The organism is Calidifontibacillus oryziterrae (assembly GCF_000331575.1).
Classification (GTDB): Bacteria; Bacillota; Bacilli; order Bacillales; family Bacillaceae_J; genus Calidifontibacillus_A; species Calidifontibacillus_A oryziterrae.
On sequence record NZ_ANOK01000004.1, the window covers coordinates 225,815 to 248,968 of the forward strand.

The window sequence follows — 23,154 nt, forward strand, 5'->3', positions numbered from 1 at the left end:
AAATTAATTTTGGGCAGCTTCTTTATTTAACTAGCTTCTTTATTTGACCAGCTGGAAATTGTTAAGTAAACTACAGACGTGTGCGGTATTTACTAAATAGCAGGTGAAAAAAATGCGAATTCAAATTAATGAGATCGATTCTATATTTTTTCGTGATATACAACTAATTTCACAACTGTTTTTTGAGGATTGTTTAGTGTCATTTACTACTATAGATGCACCCGATTTGCATGTAACTTTTACTTTAACAGGGACAGAAAGCGTTTTGATTACCGCTGACTTACTTGTTGTTCAAACAAACAAGAAGTACCATTCAAAGTGTGAAAAAGAAAACAAACTTACTCCTCACTCGAAGGAATGGAAAAAGGTTGTTAAGCATGCGGTTAACTTTACGTATTTGGACGTTTTGCAAAAATTAACAGGTATAATCCAAAAGTGGGGCACCTTAACGGGGGTTCGGCCAATAAAATTACTTCATAAGAAACTAACTGCCGGGCTAAGCTATAATGAAGCACGACAAAGTCTGCAAAAGGAGTATATGATTCAAAATGAGAAGATTGAGTTAATGCAAAGGGTTGTTAGCAGCCAACTAAAAGCGATACCGGACTTGTATTCATTAGGGAATGAGGTTAGCATCTATATTGGCATCCCATTCTGTCCAACTAAATGTGCATACTGCACGTTTCCTGCATATGCGATTAATGGCAAACACCTCTCTGTCAGCTCATTTTTAGGTGGTCTTCATTACGAAATACAAGAGATAGGCAAGTGGCTTAAACAAAGTGGAATGAATGTGACAACCGTTTATTTCGGGGGTGGTACACCTACAAGTATAACTGAAATAGAAATGGATTTGCTGTATGATCAAATGTATCAATCATTTCCAAATACAAGTAGGATTAGAGAGATTACGGTTGAAGCAGGGCGTCCTGATACAATAACAGTTGAAAAGTTAAAAGTCCTAAAAAAGTGGGGAATTGATCGAATTAGTATAAACCCACAATCTTATATTCAGGAAACGTTAAAAGCAATTGGTCGTCATCATACGGTTGAAGAGACGATTGAGAAATTTAAGCTTGCTCGGCAAATGGGTATGAAAAATATTAATATGGACTTAATTATCGGATTACCAGGAGAAGGAATAAACGAGTTTGAATATTCGTTAAGAGAAACCGCAAACCTTATGCCGGAATCATTAACTGTGCATACTCTTTCATTTAAACGAGCATCGGAAATGACTAAAAATAAACAAAAGTATAAAGTGGCTGGTCGTGAGGAAATTATTAACATGATGAATGCCGCAGTAGAGTGGACGAATCAACATGGCTACGAGCCTTATTACTTATACCGTCAAAAAAATATTCTTGGGAACTTAGAAAATGTTGGTTATTCATTAAAAGGACATGAAAGCTTATATAATATTATCATTATGGAGGAGCAGCAAACCATTTTAGGATTGGGCTGTGGTGCTTCCAGTAAATTTGTAGATCCAGTCTCCAAGAAAATAACTAGATTTGCGAATCCAAAAGATCCAAAGACGTATAATGATGGGTTTAAGCATTATACAAATGAAAAAATCAAACTATTATCTGAAATGTATTCCCACTAATTTTAGTGGGTTTACTTTTTTTATGCTTGCGCCTTTTGGGTTTTATTTCAAATATTTTAATAATTTTGAAGAAAATCTTATGCTTTTAGGGAATAAAACTAGTAAAATAGTAAATAGGAATATTATTCATTAAAATGAAAATTTTTATCAGAGGAGTGTTACGAATTGTCACAAACCGTGATATTAAATATTGAAGAGAAAATAGCAACTCTTCAATTAAATCGACCTGATGCATTGAACGCTATGGATATTACCATGATAAATGAACTTTTGGAAAAGTTAAAAGAAGTAGCTATTAGCGAAGCGGAAATTTTAATAATTTCCGGTAACGGAAGAGCTTTTTCAGCAGGCGGTGATATAAAAACAATGCTTCAGGAAACGGATGAAGATGGGTTTAACCGGGTTATGGATACAATCAATGAGATGATGATGACGCTTTATGCTCTACCAAAGCTTGTGATTAGTGCAATTCACGGTCCAGCAGCAGGTCTTGGTTTTAGTTTCGCTTTATGTGCAGACCATGTTATTGCAACACAATCTGCTAAATTGGCAATGAATTTTATTAATATCGGTTTAATCCCTGATGGTGGCGGACACTTTTTTATGAAACAACGATTGGGAGACGCTAAGGCTAAACAAATTATTTGGGAAGGGAAAACCTATCCTGCAGCTGAAGCGTATGAGTTGGGCTTGGTCGATGAAGTTGTTGAGGACGATGCGATATTTGCAGCTTATAACAAGGCAAATGAATGGTTAAAGAAACCGATAGCAGCGATGATTAAAACTAAAAAAATTATTGCTGATAGCAGTCGTTCAAATTTATTAGAAATATTAAAGATGGAAAAACTTGGTCAAACAAAAATGCGTGAATCTGAGGACCACAAGGAAGGAATTAAGGCTTTTTTAGAAAAGCGCAGTCCTATCTTTGTTGGGAAGTAATGATATAAGTATGTTGTAGGGTCATGCTCATTCTAGATACCTTTTAGTTAATATTGTTCTAAAGGTGATGGTCTAGAAGTGTGCTTGACCCTTTATCGTTTTATAATTTGTGCTAGTCTTTTTTGAATTGCTGGTTATTATTTGACTGAAATGAGTGTTCAATAAGCTCCTTTTGCTGTCCAGGATTCATTTTTCCCTTCACACTTGCAGCGGCAACACCATTTTTGCTTGGATCTGCTTTCATTTTTGACATATACATCACCTCCACACCGTTAATCTTTCCAAAAAACTAAAAAATATAAAGTTGTTATTATACCGATCATTTGTTCGTTATGTTAAAATGAATATAAAATTGAGGAAAGTTGTGGTAGAAATGGATACACTAAAATTTATTCACACAGCCGATTTACATTTAGATAGTCCATTTAAAGGATTAAGCTATTTACCAACAAAAATATTTGAGAAATTGAAGGAGAGCACTTTTGTATCCTTTCATAAAATCATTAATGTAGCAATATTAGAGCACGTTGATTTTATCTTAATAGCGGGCGATTTGTTTGATGATGAATATCGGAGCCTAAAGGCACAAATAGCAATGAGGACAGAATTTGAACGGTTAGAGAAGGAAGGAATATATGTTTACATAATTCATGGTAATCACGACCATCTAGCTGGAAAATGGGCCCAATTAAATTGGCCGGGAAATGTTTATTTTTTCTCTTCGAAGGTTGAAGTAATACGTTATGTGAAAAATGACACATGTCTTGCACATATATATGGGTTTAGCTACGAACAAAGGGCAATAATTCGAAATATGACAAACGATTATAAAAAGGAGGACGGTGCCCTCTTTCACATTGGCATGTTGCACGGGAATCTTGAAGGAAAAGAAGGTCATGATCATTATGCACCTTTTTCAATTGATCAATTAATACAAAAGGAATTTGATTATTGGGCACTAGGTCATATACATAAACAACAAGTGCTTTGTGAAAAACCAGCGATTATATATCCAGGTAATATTCAAGGAAGACATAAAAAAGAAACTGGTGAGAAAGGCTGTTATTTAATTGAATTATCAAAGAATGGGACGAATCAACAGTTTATTCCAACTGATCTAGTTATTTGGGAAAATATACTGATCTCGATTGATGGTATTTCTATGCTGGATGAGTTACTAGAAAAAATTAAGAATGTAAAGGAGTCCTATCGTCTAGATAAAAGGAGCATGATTTTAACTATTGAATTAATTGGGACGAGCAATTTACATAATCAATTAATGGAGAAAAGCTTTATCTATGAATTTGTAGACACGATAAATGCTAGTGAGGCTAATGAGGATGTATTTATTTGGATTTCCGATTGTAAGGTTAATACAAATTTTGCATATGACCGTGATACTCTCAAGAATGATTCTCATTTTATTAGTGATTTGTTGAACCGAATTGATGAATACAGTACCCATGATTTAGAGCTCGCCCTTTCCAGTCTAATTTCCAATCGTAAAGCGGCCCCTTTTTTAAACGAGTTAAACGAGGATTTTCAGGAAATTATCAATAATGCAGAAAAACTAATATTAAGAGACTTATTAAAAGAATAGTACTGATGCGATCGAAGGTGAAGGAAAAATGAAAATACTATCCATCGATATATATGGTTTTGGTCAATTTGAAGACAGGGTATTTCATTTAAATAATAGTAAGAAAGCCCATATTTTTTATGGATATAATGAGGCAGGGAAAACGACGATTATCTCATTTATTCACGCTATATTATTCGGGTTTCCGACGAAACAAAGTAATGAAAATCGCTTTGAGCCCAAAAAAGGTGGAAAATACGGTGGCAAGTTACTATTACAAGTACATAAAGATAGAACAATTACCATTGAACGGATAGCCGGTAGGGCAGTCGGAGAAGTAAAAGTATATGACAATAAAGGCTTAGCAGGTGATGAGGAAGTATTAAGGTCGCTTTTAAATGGTCTAAATCGTTCATTGTATTTAGCTATTTATTCCTTTAGCTTTAAGGGATTGCAAGAAATAGAGGCGGTGAATGCGGCTGAATTAAGCCGTTATTTGTTTTCGGCTGGAGCTTACGGAAGCCATTCATTATTTGACTTCGAGAAAAAGATAAATAAACAACTAGATGATTTATATAAACCGAATGGGCAAAAGCCTACCCTAAATGAAAAAATAACGGGTTTAATCAAGCTTCGTGAGCGACTTCATAATTGGACATATAAAATGGATGAATACAATAGCTATGTCAAAGCACGTAATAGCTTACTTATAGAGACCGAGAAGCTCAACAAAAAAGTAATAGAAAACGCAGCATTCATAAAGGAATATGAAAAAAAACGAATGCTGAAGCCTTATGTTGAAGAACGGAAAAGGTTGCAAATACAACTTGGACAACTAAGCAATTATCAGCCTTTTCCAATAGATGGATTAAACAGGCTGAAAGAGCTTCAATTTCAAGTAAAGCCACTAAAGGGTCAGTCTGAGTCTGTAACTGAAAAAATAACCGAAATTGAAAAAAGGTTGGCGGACATTTCCTTTAATCAAACTTATCTTGACAATGAGGAAACTTTATACGCTTTAAAAGAAAAACAAAAGTTATGCGAAATGCAGGAAAAAAAGGTTGAGGAAATAAATGCTACGCTCAAGCATGAGTTATCTGAAATAACATCCTTGATGGAGAAGCTAGGTACTACTTACACAGAGGAAAGAATTCAAGCGGCTGATACTAGTTTGATAGTCAAACAGCAGATAAAAGAACTGGCGACAAAACAAGAAAGACTTGACGAGCAGCAGAAATTTTTAGACGAACAATTTAGAAATGCAAAACTAGAGCTCGAAAAAACTGAGCTAGCGATTACCCATTTAAAACGTGGTAGCGGTACCAATCATAAAAAACTTGGGATGCTTTTGTCAGCGGTCATAACCTTATTAGGGATTGGTGCATGGCTATTAACTCAAAGTCTCTACCCACTTCTTTTCATAATTGCGTTTATAATAGCATTTAGTTTTTATAGTGTTATGAATAATTCGAAAGCAAGACAGCAATTAGAGAGGGAAAAAATCATTTTACAGCAAAAACAACAATTATTTGAAGGTATTATGAAGCAATTTGAAGTACTTGAAGATGATCGGCACCTGTTAAAAAAAGACTTGGCACTATTATGTACTAAATACAGCCTTCCGAATAATCTATCGGGGAATCAATTGGTAACTTCTTTTGAATTACTGGAGGATTTAAAAAAGCGTCTACGTTCAAAAAATCAGTTATTAACTGAGCTGGTAAAAGTTAAGAGTGAGATTGTACAATTTTACTCGCAAATCTCAAAGCAAATGGAGCTATTTCAACTTACGGGAGAAGCATCGACTCAAGCTCTAATAGAGATGATCACAACGGTGGAGAGAGAAAAAGAATTAAAATTTCAAAAGAATAGGTTAATCGAGAAGCATCAAGATTTACTCGATGAAAGCTCACGGATACAAAAACAAATAGAAGAGTATGAGTTGTCTATAAAGGAACTTTTTGCTGGTGCGATGGTAGATAATGAAGAGGATTATAGAAAAAAAGGGAAGGCTGCTGGAGAATATGAAGAGATCGCGGGTAAGCTGAAAGCGACAGAAAGCCATATAAAAGTAATTTTAAAAGATGGGGAAAAAAATTATATTAACGAGGTTGAAAATGAAAATTTCAACTATGAAGAGTTGATGAAACAGGTAGGAAAAGAGACCGAAATGCTACATGGTCTAATTAGGAATAATGATTTAAAAATTGCTGAAATAGGTGCAGATCTAAAAGCATTGGAAGAGGGAGCAGCCTATTCGGAGCTAACTCATAAATATGAAATTGAAAAGTCTGCTTTCCAAACGGTTGCAGGACAATGGGCAATATTACAGGTAGCGAAAGATCTTATTGAAAAAACGAAAAATTTCTACCGAGAGGTACGGTTACCACATGTTATTGAAAAGGCACAACATTTCTTCTCGTTTTTGACTTTTGGCCGCTATATTCAGATTTATGCACCGACAGAGGATACTGGTTTTACAGTTGAGCGGGCAGACGGAATTCGTTTTAAACCGGGCGAATTGAGTCAAGCTACAAAAGAACAGCTTTATTTAGCCATTCGCTTAGCATTGGCAATTCATCATAATTCCCCGTCACCATTGCCGCTCATTATTGACGACAGTTTTGTGAACTTTGATAGGGAGCGAGCAGAGCGGGCGTTTGAGCTTATTCGTAAAATTTCAACGGACTATAATCATCAAGTATTATTTTTTTCTTGTCACGAACATGCTATAAAGTTTTTCGAAAATGAAAATATCATTTATTTAAAATAATTAATAGAGCTGTTTGATGATTTCTTAATGGTGATTTTAAGTGTGATGATGTTAGTACTGGCGTAGCGACAGGCTGTCGCAACGCCAGTGCTTTTCTGTCAGAGCTGACCAAGACGCTTTCCGCTTTTTGTTCTTTATTTAATTTGTTCTGTATTTTCATAGCGACTGTCGAGAAAGTCGACAAAATGAATTAAAAATCCCTCTAACGTTTGTGGATTTTTTACACAAGCTCCCCATTCAGGCAAGCCGTGGTGACAGAGAATACAATGGCTCATATGGTGTATGTCCTCAATTGTTACAGAAATCCCCTTTGTTTCAATTATTTTTGCTAATAATAGAACACCATATGGTATGTGTCCAACCATAACACCAAGCTCATCCATAATAATCCCGGTTTGTTTTCGATTTAATAGCGATGAGGTATCAGCGGTTGGAAATAAAAAACTAAATTCTTCAAAGCCCTTTCCGGCATGATCATATTCCAAAAGCTTACCAATATCATGGAAAAGAATACTTACCATTAATAAATCATAATTAGGCTTTTTATCTTTGTGCTTCGCCATTCCGTAAAACATTGTATAAAGATGGTCAATTGTATCCTTCCAGGTAAAAGAATGTTGGCTAGACCCAGGTCGATCAGAAAGTAAATTGGCCCAAAGTTCATCTTTATGGGCTTTCTCAATCCGATGAATTAGCTTTAAAATAGCTTGGAATACGTTTTCTTCAAACTTCAAAATATACCTAGAAATACGCATTAAACCAACGGTATGTTTTAATAATCCACCTAAATAATTATGATGGAAGCCTTTTGCTGCCGGTCTGATGCGAAATTGTTCCCAAAAATGTTCCATTGCTGTGAGAGCAATTTCTTGATAAGGGGATGTTAGTTCAGATAAGTAACTAAAGAGCTCAACAGTAAGTTGTTTAACGTCCTGTTTCGTACTAGCTATTAAGGTAGAAGGGTTTATAGCTTCATTACATGGGTTCATTCGAAAGATTGTAATTGATTTATGACCTCGATAATCTTCTACTCTTCCATTCACATCAAATAAACTGTACTCTTCAAGCATTGGAATATAGCGTTCTAATGTACCGTCATTGTCCCAAATTTTCGCATTTATAATACCGTTACAATTACAAAACTTGAGCTTTACGTATTGTTTATCTGTTTTCGTTTTTTCTATTGAGAATTCATTTAGTAGGAGCGTTGCTTTAATATCATTACCACTAACCTCATTATCAAGATTAAATGTTTCATAGCGCTCTTCCAATATTGGTGGTGGAAACTTATCTAGTATTGAAGTATAGTCTTGTTCAGAAATGTTGATTTGAACAGGAATAAAATCATAAAAATATTTGTCATTTCTTACGGATGACATGTATAACACTCCTATCTTTTAAAATGTGACTAGGTAAGTATTGTATCTTCTACTATATAGTTTTTTTGTAAAGGAATCACGCATATTTTCTTTGAAACTATCATATTTTATCAATATATAACTTGTCTAAACAATGGAAAAATAGTTAAAAGGGAGTGACAGGTATGCTTTCATTACCATGGTGGATTTACTTCGTATTAGCTGGAATAGTTTTTAGTGCCTATATGATGATTAAATCAGTCCGAAAGGATCAAGAGATTGATCAAAGTTTTATAGAAAAAGAAGGGGAAGTTTATATTGAACGAATGAAGCAGGAAAGAGAGCGAAGAAGGCAGCTGCCAAGATTATAAAAATAAACCGTTACATGGGAAAATGTAACGGCTTTTTTCTGATTTGCATCATTCATTACAAGTTTACTTTTGTTGTTCGGTTGATTCAGCTGAATCTTGCGCTTCATCAGGAGCTGCTTGCTCACTGCTGTCATTAATGAAGTCAAAGATACCTTGTAGGTCCTCATCATTAACTTTAATATTTGCTTCCTTTAAATCATTCTTAACTTTTTCTTGAATGGTTGTTGGATCTTTTTCAACTTTTTCTTGAATTATTTCTTGTCGTATTTCTTCCTTTTTCTCTTCATATGGCTCTAAGTCTTTTCGATCTGTTAGCTTAATTATGTGATAACCAAACTCAGATTTTACAAGGTCACTAATTCCACCTACTTCTAACGCATAAGCGGCTTCCTCAAAAGGTTTAGTCATCATACCAGGGCCAAAATAACCGAGGTCACCACCATTAACTGCAGAAGCTGTATCTTCAGAATTTTCTGTAGCAAGTGCTGCAAAGTCTTCACCTGCTTGTACCTTTGCTAGAATCTCTTTCGCTTTATTCTCATCTTTAATTAAAATATGACTTGCTTTTATTTCTGGTTTCATTTCTTCGTAACGTTTTTTCATTTCTTCTTCAGGAATTTCTATATAGGAGGCTAACGCTTTATCTTGAACTACTTGCATTCGAAGGGTATCTTTATATGCCGCTTCATCCTTGACTCCAGTCATAGAAAGGTATACTTCAAATTGGTCCCCATATTGTTCCTTAACTTTAGCAAGCTCCGCATCAATATCTTCTTCGGTAACACCATATTTAGTGGACAATACTTTCGTTAGAACCATTTCATAAAGGACCATATCTCCATATTGATTTTTTAGTTTTTCGTATAATTCATTTTCTGTAATGTTACCGGCATTAGTTTCGACAACCACTTCTGACTCTGAATTATTACCATTACATGCTGCTAGTCCGAAAATCAATGTAGCAGCTGTTATTGAAAGAACCCATTTTTTCATTGTTATGACAACTCCTAAATAATTATTGTCTGTCTCTTTTCTTGAAAAAGAAGATGATCTAATTGGACACAAAAGATACTATAACACATTTTGAGATAAGATAAAAATATTTCCTTTTGAAATACTTAAATAAATCAAAAAAGCTCCCATGCGCGGAAGCCCTTCAATTAAGCAAATAGGATCTCGACATAAGTCGAAATTAATAAAATTGTAATAAGTATATTTATCGTACGAAAAACCTGAGGCTGGCGGTCATCAGGAATCTCTTTCTGCGAACATAAAGAGCTGGTCATCGAATTAATTTTATATAAATAAAAAATTGCAAATACAATGAGAAGTACTACCAAATTGAGATTCCCCCTTTACAATGTAATAATAGTTTTTATTATTTTTGTATTTATTATATGATATTACCATTACTAAACATGAATGTAAAAAGATAGTAATTGGAAAGGTAAGGAAAAAGGTTGCCACTAGTTGTCTTAAAACGTAGCCAGACATTTAAAATGGTCAACCTTTAATTAATATATCAAATGATTGATTGTAATGATCAATGTAACATTTCTTAGGTGCACGAATTAGAACAGTTAAATAAATAAAGTCAACGACTGATAAGCCGATATTTACCGCAGTAGTCATGGTAAAATAATGCATATAGCTCGGATAAATAAGAGCGCAAATAATCAGCGGTATTGTAATAAAAAATGTTGGTGCTAAAATTGATAGAATTTTTAACGATTTAGGAATTGAGTCAATATATTTTATCGTGAAATATAAAACTACGTATGGGTTTCTGATAATTTGTATTTTCGCTTTTTTAAATGTTAGCCAAGCAGGGATTGCATAGCTAACATTGTGCAGCGGGGTCACAATGAATAAGCTAATAATAAATAAAAATATTCGGTCATCGTTCAATGGGATTGAATCGTTTATAATACTTAGTGAAAGGTACATAATAATAAAGGAAGCTAAAGCTACTAGAAATGAAAAAATAGCAATCCGGCGATCTCCTAAATCGCGAGATAGATTGATGGTTTTCCAACAATTCATTAAATAACACCTCATAAGATATCAAAGACCTGGGTCGTGTTTAAGTTACTTTCATACCATATTATTTTTTATGTGAAAAATCAATAGAAATAATGAAATTTAACATTTAAACGTGGGGAAGAGCGATAAAATGGAAGATTTATTGTGCCGTATAAAAAAAATAGAATATCACCAAAGGCTACTGTTAAAAATGATTGAAAATCAAAACTACCCGGTCTATGAGTTATTTGTTAAAAAAGATCTTTCAGAGGTGGATGCAGCTGAACTTTTTAGTCTGTGTGATGAGCTCACTCTAAAACTTGAAACACAAAAAGAGGAGGGTTTTGTTTATTTCACACCGCTCCTCACTGAGTTTATTCGATTGCTTAATCCAAAGTTAGAACCAAAAGAAACAATAAATGCATTTTTAAAGCAAAATCTATATCGGTCGTTGATGGAAGAACTTGAGAAGTCATTTGATTGCCAATAAGTTATGAACTAACTGGCTCTTTTATAATCTCTTCTATTGGCTGCTGTTGTACTTGAACTGGTTCCTTTTTTACTAAATGACCATTCTCTTCAGTGAATTCCGCATTAATGTTATCAAATGATCGTTCAAAGATCTGCATGAAATCATCACCATAGATGTTGCGGACTATACAACTAAACTCCACCATTTCAGGAAACTTCCCGTAAAGTTCTCGAAGTGGGCTAGCAGCTTTGTAAGCTGCATTTCCTTCAGGATCATAGTGTTCCATTGTACGTAATAAAATTTTTTCTCCTGCATCTGTTAGTTCAACGTACGTATTTCTTTTATCATCTTCCTTCTTTGAGAATGTTAACAATCCTCTTTCCTCTAATTTTTTTGAAAAATTAAAGGCAGTTGATACATGCATGACCCCAAATTTTGCAATTTCAGAGATCGATGCCCCCTTAAGATGATAAGCGATCCAAAGAATGTGATGCTCATTGATATTAAGATCAAATGGCTTAATCCAATTTTGCCAATCTTTTTCGATCGACTTCCATAACGCCTTACTAAGCTGCCCAACTTTCTGACTGAAAAGGATAGCTTCCTTTAAAGAATAAGAACGTTCATCCGTGTTCATTTTTCCTCACCCGCTTTTTTAAAAAATGATTATATTAGAAATCTAATTTTATTATTCTTCTATTATGCCAATAATTGTTCAAAAGATAAAGAGTATTTTTTGCCTAAATTCAGAAAATTATTAAATTTTTAATAAACTTTTGGTTAAATAATAAAACAGGACCTTAATTTGGCCCTGCTTCTCTCTTTTTTGTTAATATTTCTAATTCTTTAATTGATTCTTCAATATTTTTTAGCTCGTCCACTATCCGTGTCTGATTTGGTTCAATGTCATCCTTCCAAGCTTGGACAGAGGTTTTAACATCTTTGGAAAAATCTTTTAGTATAGTAATACTTTCCATTGAAGCATTATTAATTTGATTTTTTAATTTAATCGACTCACTTTTTAGGTTGTCGATCGCTTCAATAACTTTTGTGCTGTTTTGCTTAACTATTTGCCTTATCTCGTTACCGTTTTTTGGTGTAGTTAGCATGACAGTAGCAGCTCCAGCAATTGTGCCAACGAATAAACCTAGGAATAGTGATTTGCCTCTTGCCATATGTATCAACTCCTAAATAGGATACTACTAATATTATAAAGAAAAATAATTATCATGTAAAAAATATGTTTAAAAAAATAGTGGCTGTCCCATAGGTTTGAGACAGCCGTTTGCACTATTATTGTTGAGGAATTGCAATCTTTGTTCGTTTCAAGATAGATTGAACGATTGGATAAACAATTATCATCGCAACAGTATTAAAGGCTGTTGCTGGTAATACTACGGCTGTGAAAAGTGCCATAAAGGATGCCCCGCCTGGTAATCCAAACAGTACTAGGGCAGCACCTAAAAATACTGAACCGCTTATAATTGTCCCAATTATTGTTAAGATACTTGCTGAGAAAACAGAATTATTAAACTTCTTAACAGCAAGGAAAAGTGCAAAAAATAAAAATGCAGTAATCGGTTTATCAATCATATTGGCAACTTGGCCGCCTGGGAAGCTTGTTGTTAAGGCAGATACAATACCGGTTGCTAATGCTAATACAAAAACATTCTTCTTTTCTGGGAATAAGACAATTCCAAGAAACATCATGACTAGAAGCATATCCGGCTTCATCCCTAAAAAGATTGGTGGCATTACCGCATGGAGCACCGCTCCGATTCCGACTAACATTGCTAATGATACAAGTATTTTTGTGTTCATTTCTCATCTCTCCTCTACTAATCTAGGCTTTTATTAACTTTTCAATAGTGTCCTTGCGACCTATTGCAAAAGTTAATTGTTATTGTAACAAATTATTTAATATTTTAAAAGAGTAATTATATTAATTTTGTAAAAAATTAATTTTTTGCTTTAAACGAAATCATAAAATCACGTAATGCTTCGCATGTTTCTAGTGGAACGGCATTATAAATTGATGCACGGCATCCACCAATTGAACGGTGTCCACCTAGTCCGACAAAGCCTGCTTGTTTTGCCTCAGCTAAAAATGCTTTCGTCAAATCCTCATTTGGTAATGTGAACGTAACATTCATATTTGAACGGCTTCCTACTAATGCGTGGGCAGAGTAAAAACCATTGCTTTCATCGATTGTATTATATAATAGTGAAGCTTTTTGCTCATTCAATGCTTGGATTTTTGCAACTCCACCTTGCGATTTTACCCAATTTAGTACTAGTGATAACATATAAATACCAAATGTAGGTGGAGTATTATACAATGAATTACTATCTACATGGGTACGATAGTCAAGCATTGTAGCAAGGTTTTCAGGAATTCGTGCGAGCAAGTCCTTTTTCAAGACAACAACGGTAACGCCTGATGGCCCAAGATTTTTTTGGGCACCTGCGTAAAATAATGAGAACTTTTCAACATCAAATTGACGGCTTAGTATATCACTTGACATATCTGCAATTAAATCTACATTTTCAAATGATGGAAAGTCATGCCACTGTGTCCCGTATATTGTGTTATTTGATGTAATGTGTAAATAAGCAGGATTGTTACTTAATTTAATTTCTTCGATGCTAGGGATAGAACGGTATTTTGATTCTTTTGTGCTGGCAGCGATATGAGTTTGTCCAACTTTTTTTGCTTCTTTAAGAGCTTTATCCGACCAAGAGCCAGTTAATACATAGTTGGCAACTTGATCATCCCCTAGAAAGTTCATTGGAACCATTGAAAACTGTAGGCTAGCGCCACCTTGCAAAAATAAAACATCATAATTATTAGGAATTGCTAATAGCTCTCTTAATAAAGCTTGCGCTTCCTCATGAACTGCATCATATTCTTTACTACGGTGACTAAGCTCCATAACGGACATGCCAGACCCTTTAAAATCAAGCAATTCTGCTTGGGCTGTTTGCAGAACTTCATAAGGCAATGCAGAAGGTCCTGCGTTAAAATTATAAGCGCGTTTCATAATAATGATTTCCTCCTCAAAAATGTGTACTCATTATGAATACTATTATCCTATCACTTTTTGCTGAAAAGTGGCGAATATTTTTTTAATATTCAACTTATTTTTCAAGTCCTGCTGCAATTGTATTTGCAATTGCTTGGAGATCTTCTTTTGTATACTCAGAATCATGTTTTTTCCAAACAGAACCAAAGCCATCACCTTTACCATAACGTGGAATGAGGTGAAGATGGAGATGAAAGACCTCTTGCCCTGCTTTTTCACCGGTATTGCTAACTAAATTAAGTCCTCCGAGCTTTAATTGGTCTTTCATTGCATTTGCTAATTTCGGAACAACTGCAAAAAGATGTTGAGCCATTTCTGAAGATAGGTCATAAAGGTTCTCATTATGAGTTTTTGGAATTAACAATGTATGGCCCTTTGTAACTTGTGAAATATCTAAGAAGGCTAGTACATTTTCATCCTCATACACCTTTATTGAAGGTATTTCACCGTTCACTATTTTGCAAAAGATACAATCTGACATAATCTTCATCCTCTCAAGAAAATTTTTCTAGCCTTTATTATACAGAATTATCCTGAGCTTGAAAAACAAATGTGAAAACAAGGGCCAGTGATAATGAAAAGAGAAAGACAGAGTGCCCGCGAGGAACACCCTGTCTAACAAAGAGGAAGAGAGTCAGCCTATCGGTTGCGTCTAAAACTGTAAATTGTCTTTAACAGACACCCCATTTTCTAAGGAATAGTGTATACATCAGTTAAATACCGATCGTCAACACCCCATTTAAGAAAGTGGTTAAAAAGTTTTATGCAACGTTTAAAGCGGTTAGTTGTCTTTAACAGACACCTCATTTCGGTTAAAATGACGTTACTGAATCACCACTTAGATTGTTCATCGCCATCATCTCCCTTAATGATTAACTGCTAACCTTATTTCACTCTCCTCTTCTCTATTATGATTACCTGTTTAAATGTTTCTATACGTCATTCAAAAGTGTCTTGTTTAAGAAAAATTTGTTAAAATGAAAAGTGCCACTCGTTGTACCATACAATATAAGATGTAAAATCAACGGTTGGGTTAGTTTAACTACATGGTTATTAATAATGTTTAATATAGTAGGGAGAAATTAATATGACCAAACTACTTGAAATATCGAACGTAACAGGTGGATACACAAAAAAGCCGGTTATTCAGGATGTATCACTTGAAGTGAATCGGAATGAAATAGTTGCATTAATCGGCTTAAATGGTGCCGGAAAAAGTACAACAATAAAGCACATTATTGGTTTAATGGAGCCTAGAAGTGGTTCAGTTAAGATTAATGGCTCTACATTTAAGCAAAATCCCGATGAATATCGGCGTCAGTTTACATATATTCCGGAAACACCAATCCTTTATGATGAACTAACTTTATACGAGCATCTGGAACTAACAGCTATGGCTTACGGAATTAATAAAGTGGATTTTGAAAACAGATTGGAATCGTTACTAAAAGAATTTCGTATGGAAAAACGGTTAAAGTGGTTTCCAGTTCATTTTTCAAAAGGGATGCGTCAAAAGGTCATGATTATGTGTGCATTTTTGGTACGTCCAAATCTTTATATCGTAGATGAGCCTTTTGTTGGATTGGATCCTGTTGGAATACAGTCATTTCTCACGATGATGGAAAAGTCAAAGGAGAATGGGGCAGGGATTTTAATGTCAACACATATACTATCTACTGCGGAAAAATATTGTGATCGTTTTATTATTCTTCATGATGGTAAAATTAAAGCACATGGGACAATAGATGATTTGCGAGCAGAATTTGGGTTACCAGGGGCTTCTTTGGATGATTTATATATACAATTAACGAGGGAAGACTCATGATTGATGTAAATAAACTATGGAAAACAAGGTTTCAATTGTATGTAAAGGAAACTAGGCGATATTTAAAGCTGATTTTTAATGACCATTTCAAGTTTGTTTTAATTTTTGCAATCGGCGGGGGGGCTTATTATTACCAAAGCTGGCTGAAAACAATGCCACAAACCTTTCCAATTGAAATAATACTTGCTTTAATTATCGGGTTTGTATTAACGGGGAGTTCAATTTTAACCTTTCTTAAGGAAGCTGATATAGTTTTTCTTTTGCCTATCGAAACACAATTAAAGTCCTATTTTAATCGTTCCCTAGCATTATCTTTTCTGTTTCATTTTTACATTCTTGTTTTTACAGTGGCCGCCCTCGGACCGTTGTATTTTCATAAGGAAGGAACATCTATATCGGAATATTTAATCCTTATGTTAATTTTTGTCATTTTAAAAGGAATTAATATAATGGTTAGATGGTACATTCAATTTTTTCCTGATATGAAAACGGGTCGCTTTGACAAGCTTATTCGCTTCACATTAAATGTTTCTCTTGTTTATTTACTAGTAAGCGGTGCTTCTTGGATTTTTCCTGCTGCAATTGGGACTTTATTTATTGCGTTATTAGTCTACTTTTTATTTGCGACCAAAGGAAAAGGTCTAAAATGGGAGTGTCTTATTGAGCTTGAAGCACAACGAATGATGACGTTCTATCGAATTGCAAATATGTTTACAGATGTTCCGAAATATAAAGAGCGTGTAAAAAAGAGACATTATCTTGATTGGATTGCAAATAGATTGCCCTTTGAGCAAAGTGCTACGTTTTCATACCTTTATTATCGGACATTTATTCGTTCAAGCGATTATTTTGGAATTTATGTTCGTTTATTAGTTATTGGTGCTATACTTCTATATTTCTTGCCTTTAGTTATTAGTAAACTGGCTGTGCTTATGCTATTTATTTATTTATCAGGCTTTCAGTTATTAACGTTAGCACGCCATCACTCTACGAAAATCTGGATGGATCTATACCCGATTTCCGCAGAGATAAGGAGAAGCAATTTTTTGAAAATGCTATTTGAATTGTTAGTAGTAAAATGCTTCCTTCTCGCTTTCGTTATTTTAGTAACAGGTGATTTTCTTTTAGCATTTTTAGCAATTGGCATTGGACTTTTGTTTACATATTATTTTGTTTTCTCCTATGTTAAAAATAAATTAGCAATTACTAAGGATGAATAAAATGGAACGATTTTTAGCTTTTCCTTTAGAAGATATACCTTTATTAATTATTGTCCTTGCGATTGCCTTTTCGGTTCATGAATTTGCACATGCCTATGTAGCTTATCGATTTGGTGATCCAACAGCAAAAAATCAAGGACGGCTAACTTTATCGCCGTTAGCTCATTTGGACGTATTTGGTACAATTATGATTTTTATTGCGGGTTTCGGATGGGCAAAGCCTGTTCCTGTTAACCGTTTTCATTTTAAAAACCCACGCTTAGCAGGAGTTTTAGTATCGTTAGCTGGACCTCTAAGTAATTTAGTCCTTGTAATTGTTGGTTTTTTAATCTGGTATGGAATGGTTGCCACTGGTGTAATGGGGCTAGTCCCGGAATCAATTGAAAATACGTTATATCAATTTTTTAATTTGTTTATTTTGCTGAATATTATATTATGTGTGTTTAATTTGTTACCATTTCCACCTCTTGATGGGTATCGGATGATAGAGGATCTCACACCCCATAATATTAGAGCAAAATTAACTCAATATGAAAACTATGGTATTTTGCTATTTTTAATTTTGGTCATTACACCTTTGGATCAATACACGATAACACCTATTTTTAATGTTGTCATTCCGTTTGTCTTTGAAGCATTTGACCAATTATTTTTACAAGTATTTTAATTGAAAACATGTAAAACCTTTAAGACAATTTTATGACAGTTTCTTAATGGATGTATACATAAAACGCTAAATTAGATTATAGTTGTAGTTGTGGAATTATAGTTATAAATAGTGGAATCATAGTCGTTAAATTTCTATATCAAAAGGCTATGTTAAAAATATTAATAGTAGGAATTAAGGAAAGGTGTTGGAGCAATTAATGAGTAATCGCGAAATTAACGATACATTTTTGAAAGCAGCAAGAGGTGAAAAAACTGATTATGTTCCTTGTTGGTATATGCGCCAAGCTGGGCGTTCGCAGCCGGAGTATCGGGCTCTTAAGGAGAAATACTCTTTGTTTGAGATTACCCATCAGCCAGAGCTATGTGCATATGTGACAAGACTGCCTGTTGAACAACATGGTGTAGATGCCGCGATTTTGTATAAGGATATCATGTCTCCACTACCTTCAATTGGGGTTGATGTCGACATTAAGGCAGGGATTGGCCCGGTTATTTCAAATCCTGTTCGTTCAATTGAAGATGTTGAGAAGCTTGGTGAGATTAATCCGGAACAAGATGTTCCGTATGTATTAAATACAATAAAACTTCTCGTGAATGAACAATTAAATGTGCCGTTAATTGGCTTTGCGGGTGCACCTTTTACGTTAGCAAGCTATATGATTGAAGGTGGTCCTTCTAAAAATTATAATAAAACGAAAGCTTTTATGTATTCACAACCAGAAGCTTGGTTTAAGTTAATGGACAAGCTAGGTTCAATGACAATCACTTACGTAAAATCACAAATTGATGCAGGAGCAAAAGCTATTCAAATTTTCGATTCTTGGGTAGGTGCGTTGAATGTTGCTGATTACCGAACATTTATTAAACCAGTAATGACTCGAATTTTTTCGGAGCTTCGTGAGAAAAATGTACCACTTATTATGTTTGGAGTAGGAGCTAGTCATTTAGCATTAGAGTGGCAAGATCTTCCGCTTGACGTTGTTGGTTTGGATTGGCGCTTACCAATTTCAGAAGCGAGAAAAATCGGTATTACAAAGACTATACAAGGTAACTTGGATCCTGCTATATTGTTAGCCCCGTGGGATGTTATTGAGAAAAGAGTAATAGAAATCCTTGATCAAGGTATGGCACAGCTAGGTTATATTTTTAATCTTGGTCATGGTGTATTCCCAGATGTTAAGGTGGAAACATTACAACGTTTAACAAAGTTTATTCATGACTATTCGGCAGAAAAGCTTGCTAGATAAGTTGGATATAATACTATTAAAGTCGTGCGGGAGTTTTTTCGCACGACTTTAAACTAGTAAGTGAACTATAAAATTTGAGGTGACAGAATGACTAAAAAGAAATTAGGCCTACTAGTTATGGCTTATGGCACCCCTAATAAGGAAGAAGATCTGGAACGATACTATACCCATATACGGAGAGGGAGAAGGCCGTCTCCGGAGATGGTCGAAGAACTACGTGAAAGATACGAGGCAATCGGTGGGATTTCTCCATTAGCGAAAATTACGAAGCAACAAGCTGAAGCACTTGAATCAAGGTTAAATGAAATAGTAGAGGATTATGAATTTAAAATGTATTTAGGATTAAAGCATATTGATCCCTTTATTGAAGATGCTGTGAAGGAAATGAAAAATGATGGAATAGAGGAAGCGATAAGTATTGTTTTAGCGCCACACTTTTCAACGTTTAGTGTGAAATCTTATAACTCAAGAGCACAGGAAGAAGCGGAGAAAATAGATGGGCCGAAAATTCATTGTGTTGAATCATGGTATAAAGAGCCTTTATTTATTGAGTTTTGGGCAGAAAATATTAGAGCAATATTTGCTCAATTTTCTGAGGTTGAGAGGGAGAAAGCGGTACTAGTAGTTTCTGCACATAGTTTACCCGAGAAAATTCTAGGGACTGGTGACCCGTATCCACAGCAATTAGAGGAAACGGCAAGGTTAATTGCAGACAAGGCTGGTATAGCAAATGTTGAAATTGGTTGGCAAAGTGCAGGGAACACACCGGAACCATGGCTAGGCCCAGATGTACAAGATTTAACTAGAGATCTTTATGAACAAAAAGGATATACGACGTTTGTTTACGCTCCAGTTGGGTTTGTTAGTGACCATTTGGAAGTTTTATACGACAATGATTATGAATGTAAAATGGTTACGGATAAAATTGGTGCAAGTTATTATCGTCCAGAGATGCCAAATGCAAATCCAAAGTTTATTGAAGCTTTATGCAATATTGTTACAAAAAAACTTAGTGAAGTAGGCGAATAACAGTGACGCAGCAAAAGAAGAAGGTAGTAATTATAGGTGGTGGGATAACTGGGGTTACAACCGCTTACTACTTACAGAAGGAAATTAAAATGAAAGACTTACCTATAGAAACCGTTCTAATCGAAGCTTCCGACCGTTTAGGGGGAAAAATTCAAACCTATACTGAAAATGGTTATGTGATTGAAAAAGGTCCTGATTCCTTGCTGGCTCGCAAATTAAGTGCTTCGAGACTCGCTGCCGAAGTAGGACTAACAGATCAAATAGTTCGAAACGGGACCGGTAAATCATATGTATTAGTAAAAGATAAGCTTCATCCAATGCCGGGGGGATCAATAATGGGAATCCCGACAAAAATTACTCCATTTGCATTTTCAGGACTATTTAGTCCATTAGGGAAACTACGAGCAGGCTTAGACTTGGTAATCCCTAGATCTAGTGAATCTGGTGATCAATCATTAGGAAAATTCTTTAGACGAAGATTAGGTGATGAGGTTGTAGATCATTTAATTGAACCGCTTTTGTCAGGGATATATGCTGGTGATATAGATCAAATGAGTTTACTAACAACTTTTCCAGAGTTTTTTGAAGTTGAGAAAAAATACCGAAGCTTAGTATTAGGAATGAAGCAATCAAGGTCTACGGCTCCAAAACCAAAGGGAAAAACCGAGAAAAAGCCAGGGGGAATGTTTATATCATTATCTGGTGGTTTAGAGTCCCTTGTTCAAGGTATTGAGGCAAAGCTTGAAACAGATAGTGTGAAAAAAAATGTTCTTGTGGAAAAGGTTGAACGATTGGGTGATTTATATAAGCTTCAATTATCGGCAGGTGAAGATATTATTGCAGACAGCGTGGTTGTTACAATTCCCCACCAACAAACAGCCAAAATATTCGCTGATTATTCGTTTTTCGAACCGTTTAAGTCAGTTCCATCTACATCAGTTGCAAATGTGGCAATGGCCTTTCCTGAATCTGCCATAAAAAAAGATATTGATGGTACAGGTTTTGTCGTATCACGTGATAGCGATTATTGTATCACTGCTGTTACTTGGACACACAAAAAATGGCCACATTCAACACCAAAAGGTAAAGCTTTATTGCGTTGTTATGTGGGAAAACCTGGTGATGAAGAGATTGTCTCAAAGTCTGATGATGAAATTATAGAAGCTGCTTTAAAGGATTTAAATAAAACAATGGATATTACAATGAAACCGGAATTAACGGTTATTACTAGATGGCATAATGGAATGCCGCAATATACAGTTGGCCACAAGGATCGTATGAAATCAATAAAAGAAGCGATGGACAATTACCTGCCAGGAATATTTTTGGCAGGGGCATCATATGAAGGATTAGCAGTTCCAGACTGTATTGATCAGGGTGAAGAGGCTGTTCGTAAGGTGTTAACCTATTTAATGGGAGAATTATAATATAACAAGGCTGATCACAACGATCAGCCTCGTTTTATTTAAGTTTTTTTTCAAGCTCTTTTAAATTTTTAATTGCTGTTTCCTTATTAATCGTGATGTGAGTAACAAAATCTAAGACAGGGTTATAGCTTGCCTGTTTTTTCAATTCGTGAAAAATGATTGGTTTTTCATTCTCGATTATTGTCATTATTTCTATAGTAGGCAAATTAAGATCAGAAGTTGGCCTGATTTTTAAAAAGTAGCGAATGTAATCGGCAAAATAATAAGCATTATCTGGAATATCTTCGTAGGTTTTAAGTAATGTTTTAAATTTCTTTATTGCGTTTTTTAGTTCTAAGTTTTCCATCCAATCTCCCCCTACCGTTATTATGTACTATTTTTAAAATATTGGGTATAGCAAAAGCAGATTTTTTAAATAGAATTTCATTATACTGACAGTGTTGACAAAAAATGATATATTCATGACGAAAGGGGATAGGAGAATGGTTATAAAATTTCAAAAAAATGAAGAGTGGTTTACATTTTATGATAGTAAAGGTACTTTAATTGAGCGAAAAACAGAGGTTCGTTTTGATCCACTTACTGGTGAAACATCACGGATAGTTTTCGACTCAGGAGCAGCTATCGTACCACCTGATTATACTGAAGCAGCAAAACAGACCATTGGAGTAAAATGTCCATTTTGTCCGGAAAATCTATTACATATGACTCCAGTTTTTCCAAAGGAAGTGGCAAAGGACGGGCGTATTTTCCAAGGGAAGGCGGTTGTGTTTCCTAACCTGTTTCCTTACAGTAAACATAATGGGGTCGTAATTTTCTCGGATCAGCATTATATAAAGCTTGAACAATTCACCACTGAATTAATTATGGATGCGTTTTTAGCAGCGCAAACGTATATTCAAAATGTAAAGGGAACGGATCCTAAAGCAAAATATGCATCGATAAATTGGAACTACTTGCCCTACTCTGGTGGCAGCGTTTTACATCCACATATTCAAGCGATTGTATCAGAGTCACCGACAAATTATCAAACTCGTTCAAGCAACAAATTGCTTGAGTACTCGCAAGATAATGATGGAATCGACTTTCATTATTCACTTTATCATACTGAAAAGAATCTTGGAGAAAGATGGATTGGGGAATGCGGGCAAGTTGCTTGGATGCATGCATTTGCTCCTAAAAGTCATAATGATTTTATAGCTGTATTTTTACAATCCCATTCTATTTATGATATTAGTGAGCAAGACTGGGCCGATTTTGCTAGAGGATTACAGGCAATCTTTGCAACCTTAACAGAACAAGGATTTGCCAGCTTTAACTTAGCCTTAAATGTAGCCCTTGACCAAGAAGCAAGACAGCTAGTCTATGCACATCTTATTCCAAGGATTACAATTGGGAAGCTTAATACAAGTGATATTAATGTTTTTCAAGCACTTCAGAATGAACCATTATCATTTAAAACACCAGAGGTTGTAGCAGCAATAGCCCGTAACAATTTTCAAAAATTATAAAAAATATTGGTACACATAAG

At 34.9% G+C, this 23,154-nt stretch carries 24 protein-coding genes; 13 read left to right on the top strand and 11 right to left on the bottom strand.

What is annotated here, in order from left to right; all coding sequences use genetic code 11:
• Positions 1-112 precede the first annotated feature (112 nt).
• Both D612_RS0104320 and D612_RS0104325 read left to right on the top strand, forming a co-directional pair.
• Positions 113-1,609 carry a coproporphyrinogen III oxidase gene (locus D612_RS0104320; protein WP_017754262.1) on the top strand — a complete coding sequence of 499 codons (1,497 nt, stop codon included), beginning with the start codon at positions 113-115 and terminating at the stop codon, positions 1,607-1,609.
• A 165-nt stretch (positions 1,610-1,774) separates the two neighbouring features.
• On the top strand, positions 1,775-2,548 hold the full coding sequence (locus D612_RS0104325) for an enoyl-CoA hydratase (protein ID WP_017754263.1): 774 nt from the start codon (positions 1,775-1,777) through the stop codon (positions 2,546-2,548).
• A 112-nt stretch (positions 2,549-2,660) separates the two neighbouring features.
• Here the strand turns inward: D612_RS0104325 and D612_RS19375 are convergent, their stop codons facing one another.
• On the bottom strand, positions 2,661-2,801 hold the full coding sequence (locus D612_RS19375; RefSeq protein WP_017754264.1) for a hypothetical protein: 141 nt from the start codon (positions 2,799-2,801) through the stop codon (positions 2,661-2,663).
• Between the two features lie 120 nt (positions 2,802-2,921).
• On the opposite strand from D612_RS19375, the gene D612_RS0104335 reads away from it, so the two are divergent.
• Positions 2,922-4,148 (top strand): metallophosphoesterase family protein, encoded by a 1,227-nt coding sequence (locus D612_RS0104335; RefSeq protein WP_026092391.1) that lies wholly within the window; start codon positions 2,922-2,924, stop codon positions 4,146-4,148.
• A 28-nt stretch (positions 4,149-4,176) separates the two neighbouring features.
• Positions 4,177-6,900 (top strand): ATP-binding protein, encoded by a 2,724-nt coding sequence (locus tag D612_RS0104340; RefSeq protein WP_017754266.1) that lies wholly within the window; start codon positions 4,177-4,179, stop codon positions 6,898-6,900.
• 134 nt (positions 6,901-7,034) lie between these two features.
• Here D612_RS0104340 and D612_RS0104345 read toward each other — a convergent pair whose 3' ends face one another.
• The gene (locus D612_RS0104345) at positions 7,035-8,279 is read right to left on the bottom strand and encodes a hypothetical protein (RefSeq protein ID WP_017754267.1); all 1,245 of its coding nucleotides are present in this window, start codon (positions 8,277-8,279) and stop codon (positions 7,035-7,037) included.
• 164 nt (positions 8,280-8,443) lie between these two features.
• Between D612_RS0104345 and D612_RS0104350 the strand changes: the two genes are divergently transcribed.
• A complete protein-coding gene (locus D612_RS0104350; protein WP_017754268.1) occupies positions 8,444-8,629 on the top strand; it encodes a sporulation YhaL family protein in 186 nt (61 codons plus the stop codon).
• Between the two features lie 63 nt (positions 8,630-8,692).
• On the opposite strand, the gene D612_RS0104355 is transcribed toward D612_RS0104350, so the two are convergent.
• The 3 genes from D612_RS0104355 to D612_RS0104365 form a co-directional block, all read right to left on the bottom strand.
• Entirely contained in the window at positions 8,693-9,622 is a 930-nt protein-coding gene (locus tag D612_RS0104355) for a peptidylprolyl isomerase (RefSeq protein WP_017754269.1), read from the bottom strand.
• Between the two features lie 167 nt (positions 9,623-9,789).
• Positions 9,790-9,969, bottom strand: a complete 180-nt coding sequence (locus D612_RS19915) for a hypothetical protein (RefSeq protein WP_017754270.1) — start codon at positions 9,967-9,969, stop codon at positions 9,790-9,792.
• 163 nt (positions 9,970-10,132) lie between these two features.
• Positions 10,133-10,672 (bottom strand): DUF3267 domain-containing protein, encoded by a 540-nt coding sequence (locus D612_RS0104365; protein WP_017754271.1) that lies wholly within the window; start codon positions 10,670-10,672, stop codon positions 10,133-10,135.
• A 130-nt stretch (positions 10,673-10,802) separates the two neighbouring features.
• Between D612_RS0104365 and D612_RS0104370 the strand changes: the two genes are divergently transcribed.
• Positions 10,803-11,141 carry a DUF1878 family protein gene (locus D612_RS0104370; RefSeq protein WP_017754272.1) on the top strand — a complete coding sequence of 113 codons (339 nt, stop codon included), beginning with the start codon at positions 10,803-10,805 and terminating at the stop codon, positions 11,139-11,141.
• A 1-nt stretch (position 11,142) separates the two neighbouring features.
• Here the strand turns inward: D612_RS0104370 and D612_RS0104375 are convergent, their stop codons facing one another.
• From D612_RS0104375 to D612_RS0104395, 5 genes are all read right to left on the bottom strand, one after another.
• The gene (locus tag D612_RS0104375; protein ID WP_017754273.1) at positions 11,143-11,760 is read right to left on the bottom strand and encodes an HTH-type transcriptional regulator Hpr; all 618 of its coding nucleotides are present in this window, start codon (positions 11,758-11,760) and stop codon (positions 11,143-11,145) included.
• 163 nt (positions 11,761-11,923) lie between these two features.
• Positions 11,924-12,298, bottom strand: coding sequence for a YtxH domain-containing protein (locus tag D612_RS0104380; protein ID WP_017754274.1), 375 nt, complete (start codon positions 12,296-12,298; stop codon positions 11,924-11,926).
• 118 nt (positions 12,299-12,416) lie between these two features.
• Positions 12,417-12,944, bottom strand: a complete 528-nt coding sequence (locus D612_RS0104385) for a tryptophan transporter (protein ID WP_017754275.1) — start codon at positions 12,942-12,944, stop codon at positions 12,417-12,419.
• A 137-nt stretch (positions 12,945-13,081) separates the two neighbouring features.
• On the bottom strand, positions 13,082-14,164 hold the full coding sequence (gene serC / locus D612_RS0104390; RefSeq protein ID WP_017754276.1) for a 3-phosphoserine/phosphohydroxythreonine transaminase: 1,083 nt from the start codon (positions 14,162-14,164) through the stop codon (positions 13,082-13,084).
• A 97-nt stretch (positions 14,165-14,261) separates the two neighbouring features.
• On the bottom strand, positions 14,262-14,687 hold the full coding sequence (locus tag D612_RS0104395; protein WP_017754277.1) for an HIT family protein: 426 nt from the start codon (positions 14,685-14,687) through the stop codon (positions 14,262-14,264).
• 606 nt (positions 14,688-15,293) lie between these two features.
• Here D612_RS0104395 and D612_RS0104400 point away from each other — a divergent pair.
• The 6 genes from D612_RS0104400 to hemY all read left to right on the top strand — a co-directional run bounded on the left by D612_RS0104400 (position 15,294) and on the right by hemY (position 21,623).
• Positions 15,294-16,031, top strand: a complete 738-nt coding sequence (locus D612_RS0104400) for an ABC transporter ATP-binding protein (RefSeq protein WP_017754278.1) — start codon at positions 15,294-15,296, stop codon at positions 16,029-16,031.
• Positions 16,028-17,251 carry an ABC transporter permease gene (locus tag D612_RS0104405; RefSeq protein ID WP_017754279.1) on the top strand — a complete coding sequence of 408 codons (1,224 nt, stop codon included), beginning with the start codon at positions 16,028-16,030 and terminating at the stop codon, positions 17,249-17,251. The genes D612_RS0104400 and D612_RS0104405 overlap by 4 nt, the downstream gene beginning before the upstream one ends.
• A 1-nt stretch (position 17,252) precedes the next feature.
• Positions 17,253-17,918 (top strand): site-2 protease family protein, encoded by a 666-nt coding sequence (locus D612_RS0104410; RefSeq protein ID WP_017754280.1) that lies wholly within the window; start codon positions 17,253-17,255, stop codon positions 17,916-17,918.
• A 199-nt stretch (positions 17,919-18,117) separates the two neighbouring features.
• Entirely contained in the window at positions 18,118-19,167 is a 1,050-nt protein-coding gene (gene hemE / locus D612_RS0104415) for a uroporphyrinogen decarboxylase (RefSeq protein ID WP_017754281.1), read from the top strand.
• Between the two features lie 87 nt (positions 19,168-19,254).
• Positions 19,255-20,196 (top strand): ferrochelatase, encoded by a 942-nt coding sequence (hemH, locus tag D612_RS0104420; protein ID WP_026092392.1) that lies wholly within the window; start codon positions 19,255-19,257, stop codon positions 20,194-20,196.
• A gap of 2 nt (positions 20,197-20,198) precedes the next feature.
• Positions 20,199-21,623: a protoporphyrinogen oxidase gene (gene hemY / locus D612_RS0104425; protein ID WP_017754283.1), complete on the top strand. Its 1,425-nt coding sequence runs from the start codon at positions 20,199-20,201 to the stop codon at positions 21,621-21,623.
• 34 nt (positions 21,624-21,657) lie between these two features.
• On the opposite strand, the gene D612_RS0104430 is transcribed toward hemY, so the two are convergent.
• Positions 21,658-21,969, bottom strand: coding sequence for a hypothetical protein (locus tag D612_RS0104430; protein WP_017754284.1), 312 nt, complete (start codon positions 21,967-21,969; stop codon positions 21,658-21,660).
• A 136-nt stretch (positions 21,970-22,105) separates the two neighbouring features.
• Between D612_RS0104430 and D612_RS0104435 the strand changes: the two genes are divergently transcribed.
• On the top strand, positions 22,106-23,134 hold the full coding sequence (locus D612_RS0104435; RefSeq protein WP_017754285.1) for a hypothetical protein: 1,029 nt from the start codon (positions 22,106-22,108) through the stop codon (positions 23,132-23,134).
• Positions 23,135-23,154 lie beyond the last annotated feature (20 nt).

Excerpts from the sequence above, each read along its gene's own strand:
- D612_RS0104320 (WP_017754262.1), top strand. The coding sequence starts at position 113 with ATGCGAATTCAAATTAATGAGATCGATTCTATATTTTTTCGTGATATA.
- D612_RS19375 (WP_017754264.1), bottom strand. The coding sequence starts at position 2,801 with ATGTCAAAAATGAAAGCAGATCCAAGCAAAAATGGTGTTGCCGCTGCA.
- D612_RS0104335 (WP_026092391.1), top strand. The coding sequence starts at position 2,922 with ATGGATACACTAAAATTTATTCACACAGCCGATTTACATTTAGATAGT.
- D612_RS0104340 (WP_017754266.1), top strand. The coding sequence starts at position 4,177 with ATGAAAATACTATCCATCGATATATATGGTTTTGGTCAATTTGAAGAC.
- D612_RS0104345 (WP_017754267.1), bottom strand. The coding sequence starts at position 8,279 with ATGTCATCCGTAAGAAATGACAAATATTTTTATGATTTTATTCCTGTT.
- D612_RS0104350 (WP_017754268.1), top strand. The coding sequence starts at position 8,444 with ATGCTTTCATTACCATGGTGGATTTACTTCGTATTAGCTGGAATAGTT.
- D612_RS0104355 (WP_017754269.1), bottom strand. The coding sequence starts at position 9,622 with ATGAAAAAATGGGTTCTTTCAATAACAGCTGCTACATTGATTTTCGGA.
- D612_RS0104365 (WP_017754271.1), bottom strand. The coding sequence starts at position 10,672 with ATGAATTGTTGGAAAACCATCAATCTATCTCGCGATTTAGGAGATCGC.
- D612_RS0104370 (WP_017754272.1), top strand. The coding sequence starts at position 10,803 with ATGGAAGATTTATTGTGCCGTATAAAAAAAATAGAATATCACCAAAGG.
- D612_RS0104375 (WP_017754273.1), bottom strand. The coding sequence starts at position 11,760 with ATGAACACGGATGAACGTTCTTATTCTTTAAAGGAAGCTATCCTTTTC.
- D612_RS0104380 (WP_017754274.1), bottom strand. The coding sequence starts at position 12,298 with ATGGCAAGAGGCAAATCACTATTCCTAGGTTTATTCGTTGGCACAATT.
- D612_RS0104385 (WP_017754275.1), bottom strand. The coding sequence starts at position 12,944 with ATGAACACAAAAATACTTGTATCATTAGCAATGTTAGTCGGAATCGGA.
- serC (WP_017754276.1), bottom strand. The coding sequence starts at position 14,164 with ATGAAACGCGCTTATAATTTTAACGCAGGACCTTCTGCATTGCCTTAT.
- D612_RS0104395 (WP_017754277.1), bottom strand. The coding sequence starts at position 14,687 with ATGTCAGATTGTATCTTTTGCAAAATAGTGAACGGTGAAATACCTTCA.
- D612_RS0104400 (WP_017754278.1), top strand. The coding sequence starts at position 15,294 with ATGACCAAACTACTTGAAATATCGAACGTAACAGGTGGATACACAAAA.
- D612_RS0104405 (WP_017754279.1), top strand. The coding sequence starts at position 16,028 with ATGATTGATGTAAATAAACTATGGAAAACAAGGTTTCAATTGTATGTA.
- D612_RS0104410 (WP_017754280.1), top strand. The coding sequence starts at position 17,253 with ATGGAACGATTTTTAGCTTTTCCTTTAGAAGATATACCTTTATTAATT.
- hemE (WP_017754281.1), top strand. The coding sequence starts at position 18,118 with ATGAGTAATCGCGAAATTAACGATACATTTTTGAAAGCAGCAAGAGGT.
- hemH (WP_026092392.1), top strand. The coding sequence starts at position 19,255 with ATGACTAAAAAGAAATTAGGCCTACTAGTTATGGCTTATGGCACCCCT.
- D612_RS0104430 (WP_017754284.1), bottom strand. The coding sequence starts at position 21,969 with ATGGAAAACTTAGAACTAAAAAACGCAATAAAGAAATTTAAAACATTA.
- D612_RS0104435 (WP_017754285.1), top strand. The coding sequence starts at position 22,106 with ATGGTTATAAAATTTCAAAAAAATGAAGAGTGGTTTACATTTTATGAT.